At 35.3% G+C, this 13098-nt stretch carries 12 protein-coding genes; 4 read left to right on the plus strand and 8 right to left on the minus strand.

Annotated elements, in window-relative coordinates; genetic code table 11:
- Positions 1-18: 18 nt before the first annotated feature.
- The 8 genes from argH to RM51_RS04975 all read right to left on the minus strand — a co-directional run bounded on the left by argH (position 19) and on the right by RM51_RS04975 (position 8790).
- Positions 19-1323: an argininosuccinate lyase gene (argH, locus tag RM51_RS04940; protein WP_052248405.1), complete on the minus strand. Its 1305-nt coding sequence runs from the start codon at positions 1321-1323 to the stop codon at positions 19-21.
- A gap of 400 nt (positions 1324-1723) precedes the next feature.
- Entirely contained in the window at positions 1724-2806 is a 1083-nt protein-coding gene (locus tag RM51_RS04945; protein ID WP_039365739.1) for a M20 family metallo-hydrolase, read from the minus strand.
- Positions 2781-3575: an acetylglutamate kinase gene (gene argB / locus RM51_RS04950; protein WP_039365741.1), complete on the minus strand. Its 795-nt coding sequence runs from the start codon at positions 3573-3575 to the stop codon at positions 2781-2783. The genes RM51_RS04945 and argB overlap by 26 nt, the downstream gene beginning before the upstream one ends.
- Positions 3576-3582: 7 nt before the next feature.
- Complete coding sequence (locus RM51_RS04955) at positions 3583-4542, minus strand: N-acetylornithine carbamoyltransferase (protein ID WP_039365743.1); 960 nt, start codon at positions 4540-4542, stop codon at positions 3583-3585.
- A gap of 11 nt (positions 4543-4553) precedes the next feature.
- Positions 4554-5693, minus strand: a complete 1140-nt coding sequence (locus tag RM51_RS04960; RefSeq protein ID WP_039366457.1) for an aspartate aminotransferase family protein — start codon at positions 5691-5693, stop codon at positions 4554-4556.
- A gap of 286 nt (positions 5694-5979) precedes the next feature.
- Positions 5980-6966, minus strand: a complete 987-nt coding sequence (gene argC / locus RM51_RS04965) for an N-acetyl-gamma-glutamyl-phosphate reductase (RefSeq protein ID WP_039365745.1) — start codon at positions 6964-6966, stop codon at positions 5980-5982.
- 59 nt (positions 6967-7025) lie between these two features.
- Positions 7026-8219 (minus strand): argininosuccinate synthase, encoded by a 1194-nt coding sequence (argG, locus tag RM51_RS04970; protein ID WP_039365747.1) that lies wholly within the window; start codon positions 8217-8219, stop codon positions 7026-7028.
- The gene (locus RM51_RS04975) at positions 8191-8790 is read right to left on the minus strand and encodes a GNAT family N-acetyltransferase (RefSeq protein WP_228375777.1); all 600 of its coding nucleotides are present in this window, start codon (positions 8788-8790) and stop codon (positions 8191-8193) included. Before RM51_RS04975 ends, argG begins: the two co-directional genes overlap by 29 nt.
- 160 nt (positions 8791-8950) lie before the next feature.
- Between RM51_RS04975 and RM51_RS04980 the strand changes: the two genes are divergently transcribed.
- The 4 genes from RM51_RS04980 to RM51_RS04995 all read left to right on the plus strand — a co-directional run bounded on the left by RM51_RS04980 (position 8951) and on the right by RM51_RS04995 (position 13074).
- Entirely contained in the window at positions 8951-9367 is a 417-nt protein-coding gene (locus RM51_RS04980) for an IS1/IS1595 family N-terminal zinc-binding domain-containing protein (protein ID WP_039365749.1), read from the plus strand.
- A 252-nt stretch (positions 9368-9619) separates the two neighbouring features.
- On the plus strand, positions 9620-10999 hold the full coding sequence (locus RM51_RS04985; RefSeq protein WP_039365752.1) for a porin: 1380 nt from the start codon (positions 9620-9622) through the stop codon (positions 10997-10999).
- Positions 11000-11222: 223 nt separating this feature from the next.
- Complete coding sequence (locus tag RM51_RS04990) at positions 11223-12803, plus strand: MFS transporter (protein WP_052248406.1); 1581 nt, start codon at positions 11223-11225, stop codon at positions 12801-12803.
- A 43-nt stretch (positions 12804-12846) separates the two neighbouring features.
- On the plus strand, positions 12847-13074 hold the full coding sequence (locus RM51_RS04995; RefSeq protein ID WP_039365754.1) for a DUF6814 family protein: 228 nt from the start codon (positions 12847-12849) through the stop codon (positions 13072-13074).
- Positions 13075-13098 lie beyond the last annotated feature (24 nt).

Here is a 13098-nt window from a genome sequence, read left to right on the forward strand (position 1 = left end):
ATCCTTAAAAAAAGACTATCAACCCAATAATTTATTTTTCAGTTTATTAAACTGATATTCTATCTTATCCAGACACAAATTCCCGATACTTCCCTGATGGGTATGATTCAGATTTCCAATTTCAAAATCAAACTCATTATTTTCAATCTCCTGTCCCACTTTTATATAAGCATCACGGAATGAACTTCCATTTTTCACTTCTTCATTAATTTTCTCTACGCTGAAAAGATATTTATATTTTTCATCTTCAAGAATTCCATCTTTCACCTGAATATTTGGTAACGTGTAATTTAAAATTTCCAGACATTCTTTTAAAGAATCAATTGCCGGGAAAAGAATTTCTTTCGTCAATTGCATATCTCGGTGATAGCCTGAAGGAAGATTGTTCGTCAACAAAATAAACTCATTCGGCAATGACTGAATTCTGTTGCAACGCGCACGAACCAATTCGAAAATATCCGGATTTTTCTTGTGAGGCATAATGCTACTTCCCGTTGTAAATTCTTTAGGAAAACTGATAAAATCAAAATTTTGACTTAAATACAGACAAACATCGTAAGAAAATTTACCCAACGTTCCCGCCAAAGTTGCCATTGCCATCGACAACATTTTTTCTGACTTTCCACGCGTCATCTGAGCATATACTGAATTATAATTCATGGACTGGAAACCTAAATTATACGTCGTACTCTCACGATCAATCGGGAAAGAAGAACCGTAACCTGCCGCCGAACCCAGCGGATTTTTATTAATGATATTTTTAACCGAAAACAACATTTCAACATCATCCAGCAACGCTTCTGCATATGCTCCAAACCACAATCCAAATGAGGAAGGCATTGCAATCTGTAAATGGGTATATCCCGGAAGCAAAACATTTTTATGTTGTTCCGCTAATTTGATCAATATCTGAAAAAATTCATCCGTTAATGCGGTAATTTCACGGATTTCATCCACTAAATATAATTTAATATCTAATAAAACCTGATCATTACGTGATCTTGCGGTATGTATTTTCTTTCCTGTATCACCTAATTTTTCAATTAAAATAGATTCCACCTGCGAATGAATATCTTCCGCATTTTTATCAATTTCAAAAGTTCCGTTTTCGATATCTTCTAAAATTTCTGCCAAAACAGATAGCATCTGCTTTGATTCTTCATTGGAAATAATTCCAACTTCTGCCAACATTTTACAGTGCGCCATCGAACCTTTAACATCGTATTTCGCCAAACGCTCATCAAAGTCGAGATCCTTCCCGACTGTAAATTGATTAACTAATATATTGGTGGCATTATCGTCTTTCTGCCATATTTTTTTCATATTCTTTCTTTAAAAATTTAATCTATTTTGACAACTCAGCAGAACCCATTTCTATTTCTGCAACTTTAAACATTTCCACATTTTTAAAGTCTTTCATTTTTAACATTAATTCTTGCATAAATCTTTATTAAAAACATTCAAACTCCATCGCCTGCTGAGTAAGGTCAAAACAGTAAAAAACTAACTATTTTTTCTAAATTTCTTTTGTCTTAAAACAAAAATTCAAGACTTGGAAATTCCGGCTAAAAATTATTTCTGTTCTCTAAAAATTCTAAAACTTGCGCGAATTCAGCAATTGGTTTTTCATCTCAATATTTATTGCGCGCTTCAAACAGAAGAATTTTCTTAACACCTACATTTCCTAGGTCGGTTTACAAGTCTCCATCATCAAACTTCCAGCTTATAAAACTTTCTCCAGAATCTTGATGTAAATCTCAATTCCCTCCGCAATTTCTTCAATGAAAATAAATTCATCTGCGGTATGAGAACGCCTACTGTCTCCAGGACCTAGCTTAACAGAGGTACAAGGAATAATCGCCTGATCGGATGAAGTGGGTGAACCGTAAGTTGTCCTGCCTATTTCTAATCCTGCCTGTACAAATGGATGTTCCATTTCTATTTTTGATGAATTTAGCCTGAAAGATCTCGCCGTTAAAGTTGATTTCATCTGTGATTGGATGATTTCAAAGGCTTCTTTATTAGAATATTCATCAGTAACTCTTACATCTAAAGTAAAAGCACAGGATTCCGGAACGACATTATGCTGAACTCCGGCATGAATCCCTGAAAGTGTAACTTTAACCTCACCTAAATAATCCGAAACTTTTGGAAATTTGAAGTTTAAGATATTCTGGAGATCTTCCATACATTTCACAATCGAATTATCATTATTCGGATGAGCAGCGTGAGAAGGAGTGCCTTTCATTTCTCCATCAATAACCAAAAGTCCTTTTTCCGCAATCGCTAAATTCATCTGCGTTGGTTCTCCTACAATAGCAAGCTCCACATTCGGAAGCTGTGGAAATAAAGCTTCGATCCCGTCAAACCCTGAAATCTCCTCCTCTGCCGTCAAAGCAATAACTAAATTATATTGTAAATCTTCTTTATCATAAAAATGTAAAAAAACCTGCGCCATCGAAACCAAAGAAGCTCCTGCATCGTTACTTCCCAATCCGAATAATTTCCCGTCTTTTTCAATCGGTAAAAAAGGATCCAGCGTGTAAGCTTTATTCGGTTTTACGGTATCATGATGCGTATTCAGCAAAATCGACGGTTTGAAAACATCAAAGTTTTTATTTACTGCCCAGATGTTATTTTTAAAACGTTTGGTAGGAATCTGATGTTTTTTGAAAAAATTTTCAATCTCCACAGACGTATTAAATTCATCTTTGCTGAATGACGGAATTTCAATCAGTTTTTTCAACAATTCCACTGCATTATTTAGCAATTCTTCTTTACTATAAACAGATTTCAGTTCCTGCATGATGGTTTTCTATGTGGTTTTTTAGTTCGGTTTCTTTGATTAAGAATACCTTATTTACATTATTTTTTACTGCTCCAAGAGCATTTTCCAACTTGGGAAGAATTCCTTTGTGAAGTTTTCCTTCGTCTTTTAAGGTTGAAAATTCTTCTTCTGAAATATTTTTGATAGTAGATTCCGGATTATTCACATCTTCCAAAACGCCATCTTTATCAAAGCAATACAATAATTCCACATCATATTTTATTGATAATGCCTGTGCAATTACCGAAGCAATCGTATCTGCATTGGTATTGAAAAGATGTCCTTTTTTATCGTGAGTAATCGCTGAAAATACTGGAACCAACCCAAGTTTAAGTAGCTTTGAGATGATTTTTTTATTGATACTTTTCTCCGTAATATCTCCTACAAATCCAAAATCAATCTCCTCATCTTCTCTTTTTGTTGCTTTAATTAAATTAGCATCTGCACCGGAAAAACCTATAGCTTTACACTTCTTTTGCTGAAGCTTTGCCACAATATTTTTGTTGATCCCTCCTGCATACACCATTGCTACAATATCCAAAGTATCTTTATCGGTGATTCTTCGTCCATTCACCAGCTTTTGCTTAATTCCCAATTTATCCGCTAAAGTCGTCGCTAATTTCCCACCACCATGAACAAGAATTTTCTTTTCCTGAATTTCAGAAAACTGCTCCAGAAATTGCTCTAATAATTCTTCATCATCAATCAAAGCACCTCCTATTTTTATGACGAAAAGCTTTTCTTGCATGATTTGATTATTTTGAATTAATTTCTTCTAAAATTTCAGAGAAAACTGCCTGAGCTGAGAAAATTCGGTTTTTCGCCTGCTGATAAATAATAGAATTACCACCATCCATCACTTCATCACTCAATTCCACATTTCGACGAACCGGAAGACAGTGCATTACTTTTGCATTGTTAGTATTTTCCAACTTTTCATTTGTCAACATCCAGTTTTCTTTTACTTCCGGCATTGCCGCATAATCATCAAAAGACGACCAGTTTTTCACATAGATAAAATCTGCATCTTTCAGTGCTTCATCCTGATCGTGGATTACTTTTACATTTTTTGTGAAGTTTTTATCTAAATCATACCCTTCAGGGTTTGTGATCACAAAATCCACATCCATTTCCTGCATCCATTCTGCAAAAGAATTTCCCACTGCATGAGCAATAGGCTTGATGTGAGGCGCCCAAGTTAAAACCACTTTCGGCTTACGTTCTTCTTTCCAGTTTTCGGTAATCGTGATGCAATCTGCCAAACTCTGTAAAGGATGACGTGTTGCAGATTCTAAAGAAATAACCGGAACTTTTGCATGTTGCTCGAACTGGCTTAAAATGCTTTCATTAACATCATCTTCTTTGCTTTTCATTCCTGCAAAACAACGAACCGCGATGATATCACAGTATTGATTTAATACTTCAATAGCGTCTTTGATATGCTCAACCGTATCGCCGTTCATCACAGCACCATCTGCAAACTCCAAATTCCATGCTTCCTGAGCTGCATTTAAAGTTAACACATTTAAACCTAAGTTCTGCGCTGCAATCTGACTACTTAAACGGGTTCTCAAACTTGAATTTAAAAATACAAGTCCAATGGTTTTTCCTTTTCCCTTCCCGGTTTCCGAAAGAGGGTCTACTTTAATTTGTAAAGCCTTTTTTATAATTTCCTGCAAGTTTTCAACATCACTTACAGAGGTGAATTTTTTCATTTTGAATTGATTTAAAGATTTTCTAAAACAGTTTTTAAAGCACTGATAAATACATCAGTTTCTTCTTTTTTAATGTTAAGTGCCGGAAGAATCCTCAACACAGCCTTATCATTAGAGTTTCCTGTGAAAATATGATGATCGTACAACAGTTTATTTCTCACTTCTGAGCAATCCCTGTAAAGTTCAATTCCAATCATCAAACCTTTCCTTCGGATGGTTTTAATATGTGGAAAATCTTTAATTTCATTTTCAATATAAGCGCCCATTTCCTGAGCATTTTCGATGAGATTTTCATCTTTCATTACATCTAATACAGCAATCGCCGCAACACAAGCCAAATGATTTCCTCCGAACGTTGTTCCTAATAAACCGTTACTTGCTTTAAATTTAGGGTGAATTAAAACGCCGCCAATCGGAAAACCGTTCCCCATTCCTTTTGCCGTTGTAATGATATCGGCTTCAATTCCAAATTCCTGATGGGCAAAGAAATACCCGCTTCTTCCATATCCTGACTGAACTTCATCCAAAATCAAAACAACATCATGTTTTTCACACAATTCTTTGATTTTAGTTAAAAACTCAACCGTTGGAATCATAATTCCGCCAACCCCCTGAATTCCTTCGATAATTACAGATGAAATTTCACTTCCTTGTTTTTCGAAAACTTCTTGAAGCTGTTCGATATTATTCCATTCAGATTTAATAAATCTTTCGTCATAATTTACCGGAGCTACAATTTTGGGATTATCCGTCACCGAAACCGCTGCTGAAGTTCTTCCATGAAATGAACCTGAAAAATACAATACCTTACTTTTTCCGTTATGAAAAGAAGCCAGTTTTAAAGCATTTTCATTCGCTTCAGCGCCAGAATTACATAAAAACAAGTTGTAATCTTCCAAACCTGAAAGCTTCCCTAATTTTTCAGCTAATTCAGTTTGTAATTCGTTCTGAACCGAGTTTGAATAGAAAGATATTTTCTCTAATTGATCTTTTAATTGAGTTTGATAATGCGGATGGTTGTGACCTATAGAAATCACAGCGTGACCTCCGTAAAAATCAAGGTATTTTTCTCCTTTATCGTCCCAAAGAAATGATCCTTGAGCTTTTACCGGATTTATGTTGAATAATGGATATACGTTGAATAAATTCATTTTTTGTTTTTTTATTATTTTTCTTTTGTCTTGAAACAAAAGAAACAAAAGTTCAAGACTTGGAAACTTTCGCTAAAAAATATTTTTGTTCTCTAAAAATTCTAAAACTTGCGCGAAATCAGCATTTGTTCTTCGACTCGACTTTCGTGTCGCGCTTCAAACAGTAGAATTTTCTTAACGTTCACAAAATTATTTTTCTTAACGCTCCATTTTCCTAAGTCGTTTTTAATTCGAGCTTTTAAAATTCACAATTGACTTATTGACAATTCACATTTTTAATTCACATTTAAAATGCTATCGGCTTTAAGTTTAATCCTAAATTCTCTTCCCATCCCAATGCAATATTCATATTTTGAACAGCCTGTCCGGAAGCTCCTTTTAACAAATTGTCAATCGCTGAGTGAATAACCGCAACATTTCCACTCTTTTCTATATGAATCACACAGCGATTCGTGTTGACAACCTGTTTTAGATCAATTGCTTTTTCGCTTATCTTTACAAAAGGCTCATCTGCATAAAAATCCTTAAACAATTGTTCGATATCTGAAAGTTCTAAATCTGTTTTCACTGTGGAACTCGTAAAAATTCCTCTCGCAAAATCCCCTCTCCATGGAACAAAATTCAGACTGATTTCATTTGTATTAAAAGAAACTAACTGCTGTAAAATCTCATCCACATGTTGATGTGTCAAAGTTTTATACGCTGAAATATTATCATTCCTCCAGGTAAAATGCGTCGTTGCCTGTAAAGACTGACCTGCACCTGTTGAACCCGTAATCCCTGTTGTGTACACTTCATTCAACAAACCTTTTTGAGCTAAAGGAAGCAAAGCCAGTTGAATTGCCGTTGCAAAACATCCCGGATTCGCAATACTTTTCGCTCCTGAAAGTTGTTTTTTATTGATTTCAGGCAATCCGTAGATAAAATTTCTGTTTGAAAAATTTCCATCTAAACGAAAATCGTTTCCTAAATCGATCACTAACGTTTCATCTTTTACCGGATTTTGAGTCAGCCAATTCTGACTTTCTTTGTGAGGAAGACACAAAAATAAAATATCTACCTCTTCAGGTTTATCTGTCAAGACCATTTCACAAACCGTCGCTAAATCCGGGTACAAATCTGAAATTTTTGTTCCCGAATTCGAACGACTATATAAAAAACTCAAAGACACATAAGGATGAAAAGCCAGCAGTCGAACCAATTCGCTTCCCGTATAACCGTTAGCTCCGATGATTCCTGCTGTTTTTATTTCTTTTTGATTAATCTCAATCATTTTATTTTTTCCACAGGTTTCACCTATGGCTATTATTATTGAACCCTCTGGGTTCCCTGTTAAAATCCAGAATTAATCTGATGATATATATTTAATGAATTGCTTACAATTTTCGTGTACCCTTTTACATCTTCACCCGTCCAAGCTCTGTTCGCTTCACCATAACTTCCGAATTTGTCTGACATCAAATCGTGCTCAGATTCAATTCCGTTTAAGATAAATCTGTACGGATGAAGGGTTACAAAAACTTTTCCGCTTACTGTTTTCTGAGAATCTACCAAGAAAGACTCAATATTTCTCATCACAGGATCTAAGAAAAGTGCTTCGTGAAGCCAGTTTCCGTACCAATCGGATAATTGAGACTTCATCATCTGCTGATATTTTGAAAGCGTGTGTTTTTCCAATAAATGATGCGATTTAATAATCACAGACGCCGCAGCTGCTTCAAACCCTACTCTTCCTTTAATTCCAACAATCGTATCTCCAACATGAATATCACGCCCAACCCCGTAAGCCGAAGCTAATTCTTCAATCTTTTGAATCGCGTAAACTGAATGTTCAAAATTCTCTCCGTTTACCGCTACAACTTCCCCATTTTTAAACTCAATTTCCAAATCTGAAGGCTGAGTTTCTTTAATTTGAGAAGGGAAAGCTTCTTCAGGTAGATAATTTCTTGAAGTTAATGTTTCCTTACCACCAACAGAAGTTCCCCAAAGTCCTTTATTCACAGAATATTGTGCTTTTTGGAATTCCATTTCGTAACCGTAGCTTTTCAAAAACTCGATTTCTTCTTCACGAGATAAAGCCATATCACGAATCGGTGTGATGATCTCAACATTCGGACACATCACCTGGAAAATCAGGTCGAAACGAACCTGATCGTTTCCCGCTCCTGTACTTCCGTGAGCAATAGCATCTGCTCCAACTTCAATCGCAAATTTTGCAATTTCCTGTGCCTGAATTGTACGCTCTGCACTCACAGACAAAGGATAGGTATTGTTTTTTAAGACATTCCCAAAAATCAAATACTTCACGCAAGAATTGTAATAATCTTCCTGAGCATCCACGCACCTGTATTCTTTCACCCCAAGATTTAAGGCTTTTTTCTCCAGTTCTTTTTCTTCTTCTTTAGAAAAACCTCCGGTATTTACAGTAACTGCATACACCTCATACCCAAGTGTTTCACTCAGATATTTGGCACAGTAAGAGGTATCCAATCCTCCACTAAACGCTAAGATGACTTTCTTGTTCATTGCTATATTTAATTTCCGGCTGCGTATGGGCAGCTCCATTTTTTGTTATATTCTCTGGAACGAAAAGCATCGCTGTACACAGACAGTTTTTTCGTTCTTTTTTCATTAAAATATCATAATTCACACAGTTTTTACAACCATTCCAGAATTCTTCATCCTGAGTCAGCTCAGAATAAATTACCGGTTTATAGCCTAAATCACTGTTGATTTTCATCACGGCAAGACCTGTCGTAAGCCCAAATACTTTCGCATTCGGATATTTATCTCTAGATAATTGGAAAACTTTATTTTTAATTAAAGTCGCAGCACCCCTTTCCCTGAATTTCGGAGAAACAATCAGTCCGGAGTTGGCCACAAACTGACCATGCGACCAAGTTTCTATATAGCAGAAACCTACCCACTCCCCATTTTCAGTAGCCACCACAGCATTGCCTTCTGAAATCTTCTTACTTAAATACTCTATGGAACGTTTTGCTATACCCGTCCCTCTACGCTGTGCAGAATCGTACATTTCCTGCTGTATTTCACTCACATACATCAGATGTATGGATGAGGAAATTTCTATTTCCATTTATTTATCTAAATTTTTTGGCAAATTTAAAATAAAATTTCTTTTAAATCAAAATAAAAAAGATAATTTTATTGAATTTAATTAATATACAGGTAATTTTATCTTTACACTAAATTAACATTTTGCTAAATTATTATATATTTGCTAAAAAGATATAGTTATGGAAAATCAATGTCCAAAATGCAGCAGCACGAAAGTTGTAAAAAGTGGAATCGTGAATGAAAAACAACGCTTCCACTGCAAAGACTGTAACTATTATTTCACGGTAAAAAAACTCGGAAAACAAATAGATGATTACTACGTAACGAAAGCATTACAGCTCTATCTTGAAGGTCTAAGCTTCCGAGAAATAGAAAGAATTATCGGTGTTTCTCATGTTACGATCAGTTCTTGGATCAAGAAATATAATATCATCAGACCTCCCCATTCGGAATTTCATCCGGTGTATAAAATTTTAAAACAAAATGAATTGCTTGAATACATGAGCAAGGAAGAAAATATTAAAAATTCAGGTTTAATCATTACTCAGTTTGCGGATAAATATATGCTGATAAAATGGGAAAGATTTAAAAAATAAACTTGAGAGTTATAAGTTATTAATTATAAGTTATGAGTTTTCTTGTACGCAGATAAAAATAATTATATAATTAAAAATCAAAACATTATATATGATACTAATTCAAAAAAAAATGAACATTTTAATAACTCATAATTCATCACTTAAAACTTAAAACTATAGTATTACCATTAATATATATTAAATTTCTTCAAACAAATTATTAATTACAATTTGGCTTTCACAAAAAACAACGCCAAAAATTGATAATTTATGAAGAAATTACTCACTTTTATTGGATTAGCTTTAATCAGCAATTCTTTATATTCTCAAGGTTCGCCTGATTATGGAAGTGGCTTAAAAGTAAACCTCAACCAACAAGGCGATAAATACGTCAGATTTATTTTGTGGGACCAATTTTGGTTAAGAAATACTCAAATGAACCCCGGAAGTATGGTTGGCGGAGAAGCTACCGATAATTCCTGGAGCTTAGGAAACAGACGATTGCGTGTTTTAGCGTATGCTCAGATTTCCAAAAGATATATGATTTTGGGGCATTTTGGAATTAATAATCAAACATTTATCAACGGTGGTGGTTCCGGAACTTCAGGAACAGGCGGTTATGGAAACGGGAAAAAACCTCAACTATTTTTTCATGATGCGTGGAATGAATATGCAGTTATTCTACCTGGGGAAGCAGGAAAATTCAGTTTGAGTTTAGGAGCAGGACTGCATTATTACATGGGACTTTCCCGTATGACCATGGCTTCTACCTTAAATTTCCTTACAGTTGATTCTCCTATTTTCACCTGGCCGTTAATTGATAATTCCGACCAGTTCGCCAGACAATTGGGAATGTTCGCAAAAGGAAAATATGGAAAATTGGAATATCGTTTTAGCTTAAATAAACCTTTTGCAACAGATATAGTTCCAACAAATGTTACCGATCCGTCTAAAGCCGTGGCTGTTGATAATAATGGAAATCCTAATTTTTCAAAAGCAGGGTATGTTGAATATCAATTTTTGGATGAAGAATCTAATACCTTACCTTTTAAAGTTGGTTCTTACTTAGGTACAAAAAAGGTTTTTAATGTAGGAGCAGGCTTTTATCATCAAAAAGATGGAACACGATCTTCTGTAAATTCAGCTATTGAAAAACATGACATTTCACTCGTTGCAGTAGATGCTTTTGCAGATATCCCTTTAGGAAATGCTAAAAATAAAATGGCAGTTTCGGCATACGCAGGATATTACAACTATCAATTTGGCCCAAATTACATCCGAAATTTAGGCATTATGAACATCGCTTCTACAGATCCTAATTTTATCGGAGACAAAGCGATTGCAGGACCGGGAAATCTACAACCTACTATTGGAACAGGTAATATTATCTACGCACAGGCTGGTTTACTACTACCTAATCAAACCGAAAAACCAAAAATCAGAATTCAGCCTTTTGCAGCATTTACCCATAAAAGCTTCGAGGCGTTTAATAAATCATCATCACAGTTTGATATCGGTGCGAATTGGTTCATAGATGGACATCACGCGAAAATCACAACCCAATATTCCACAAGACCAACCTATACAAGCCCTACGGAAAGTCCAAAATCTAAAGGAGAATTCATTATACAATTCCAGATTTACTTATAAAAACATTAGACATTAAACATTAAGATTATCTAAGCGGTTAAGATAAATTAAGAAAAACATCAAAGATGTTTTTAAGCGTGATACTTATTATTTTGACTTTTTCAAATACCTTAATGAATCTTTTTTACAGCAAAGTTTCTAAACTTCTTAATGTTAAAATAATTAAATACAAATTATCAAAAAAACTCAATATCAATTTAACTAACATCAAAATTTAAGCAATATGAGCGAAAATCATCACGATACCTACGAAAACATGACCGACAAGCAGAAAAACCGCACGATATGGAGCGTGATCACTGCATCATCACTCGGCACATTGATAGAATGGTATGACTTCTATATTTTCGGAAGTTTAGCCGTAGTTTTAGCCACAAAATTTTTCCCGGCAGACAACCCGACTGCAGCATTTTTATCTACGCTTGCCACTTTTGCAGCAGGATTTGTGGTAAGACCTTTCGGTGCATTATTCTTCGGAAGATTGGGAGATATTATCGGAAGAAAATATACCTTTTTGGTTACTTTGTTAATTATGGGGTTCTCAACATTCCTGATTGGATGTATCCCAAGTTATGAAACCATCGGATTTATGGCGCCTGTTTTAGTTTTAATTTTAAGATTATTACAAGGATTGGCTTTAGGAGGGGAATACGGAGGAGCTGCAACGTATGTCGCAGAATACGCACAACCCGGAAGAAGAGGTTACTGGACTTCATGGATCCAAACAACAGCAACAGCAGGACTTTTCATTTCATTAATTGTAATCCTGGTAACGAAAACCTCTCTTTCTGCGGAAGAATTTGACGGTTGGGGTTGGAGAGTTCCGTTCTGGATTTCTATTTTAATGGTGGGAGTTTCTTACATCATCCGAAGAAACATGAAGGAATCACCGCTTTTCGCCAAGGCTAAAAGCGAGGGGAAAACTTCTAAAAATCCGTTAAAAGAAAGTTTCGGGAATAAATTCAACTTCAAATTTGTTTTATTGGCATTATTCGGAGCTGCAATGGGACAAGGGGTGATCTGGTACACCGGACAATTCTACGCCATGAGCTTCCTTCAAAAAGTAATGAATGTGGAATCTGCACAGGTTGATTCATTAATGGCAACCGCTTTATTTTTAGGAACTCCTTTCTTCGTATTTTTCGGATGGCTTTCTGATAAAATAGGACGAAAAGCAGTGATGTTAACAGGGATGCTTGTTGCTATTTTAGCGTACAGACCGATTTATGACTCGATGTTCAAAAGCGTAAATCTTGAAAGTAAAACAGTCGCCGTTAACGGAATTATAGAAAAAAGAACAGCAAAAATCCATGATAAAATCACCACCGACAGCTTAGTAACTTTCCATAAAGAAATACTTTACACAGACGGAACTTTAATAAAAAAAGACAGTGTAACTCATTGGTCACCGAACGGTCCCGTTATGAAAGACGGAAAAGCGGAAGAGCCAAAAGTTTCTCAAAGCATTACACTTGCTGATAATACAAAATGGTATTTGATATTTTTAGTATTCATTCAGGTGATTTTTGTAACAATGGTTTATGGTCCTATTGCAGCATTTTTAGTGGAAATGTTCCCGGTAAGAATCCGTTACACATCGATGTCTTTACCTTATCACATCGGAAACGGAGTATTTGGAGGATTACTTCCTGCTGTTGCAACCTATTTAGTAACCACAGGAAAAGAGGCAGGGCACGCAACCTGGTATCTGGAAGGACTTTGGTATCCGATTGGAGTTGCTACCGTCTGCTTAGTGATCGGATTATTTTATCTTAAGACTAAGAACAATAATATTCACGATTAACCACTGAATCACTCAAATTTTTATTAATTTTAAAACAACTAAAATGAACGGACTAAAAAAAATATTAGGCATACTTTGGATAGCCATCGCATTGGTGGTAGGATATTTCGGAATTACGGTATTGGGAATTCCAAAAATCACCTCAGGAAAACAGGAAGACTTGGTTTTCGGAATCATTATTTTGTTTGTTCTGATGCCAATTATCTCAGGCGGATTAGCCATTTTCGGCTATTATGCTTTAACCGGAGAATATTCTGACGATAAAGTTTAATCTATAAACGATGAATGATAATTG

This window comes from Chryseobacterium taiwanense (genome assembly GCF_000813825.1).
In the GTDB taxonomy this organism is placed as follows: Bacteria; Bacteroidota; Bacteroidia; order Flavobacteriales; family Weeksellaceae; genus Chryseobacterium; species Chryseobacterium taiwanense.

Coding starts and splice junctions, on each gene's coding strand:
- RM51_RS04995 (WP_039365754.1), top strand. CDS start 12,847: ATGAACGGACTAAAAAAAATATTAGGCATACTTTGGATAGCCATCGCA.
- RM51_RS04990 (WP_052248406.1), top strand. CDS start 11,223: ATGAGCGAAAATCATCACGATACCTACGAAAACATGACCGACAAGCAG.
- argB (WP_039365741.1), bottom strand. CDS start 3,575: ATGCAAGAAAAGCTTTTCGTCATAAAAATAGGAGGTGCTTTGATTGAT.
- argC (WP_039365745.1), bottom strand. CDS start 6,966: ATGATTGAGATTAATCAAAAAGAAATAAAAACAGCAGGAATCATCGGA.
- RM51_RS04975 (WP_228375777.1), bottom strand. CDS start 8,790: ATGGAAATAGAAATTTCCTCATCCATACATCTGATGTATGTGAGTGAA.
- RM51_RS04980 (WP_039365749.1), top strand. CDS start 8,951: ATGGAAAATCAATGTCCAAAATGCAGCAGCACGAAAGTTGTAAAAAGT.
- RM51_RS04960 (WP_039366457.1), bottom strand. CDS start 5,693: ATGAATTTATTCAACGTATATCCATTATTCAACATAAATCCGGTAAAA.
- RM51_RS04985 (WP_039365752.1), top strand. CDS start 9,620: ATGAAGAAATTACTCACTTTTATTGGATTAGCTTTAATCAGCAATTCT.
- RM51_RS04945 (WP_039365739.1), bottom strand. CDS start 2,806: ATGCAGGAACTGAAATCTGTTTATAGTAAAGAAGAATTGCTAAATAAT.
- RM51_RS04955 (WP_039365743.1), bottom strand. CDS start 4,542: ATGAAAAAATTCACCTCTGTAAGTGATGTTGAAAACTTGCAGGAAATT.
- argG (WP_039365747.1), bottom strand. CDS start 8,219: ATGAACAAGAAAGTCATCTTAGCGTTTAGTGGAGGATTGGATACCTCT.
- argH (WP_052248405.1), bottom strand. CDS start 1,323: ATGAAAAAAATATGGCAGAAAGACGATAATGCCACCAATATATTAGTT.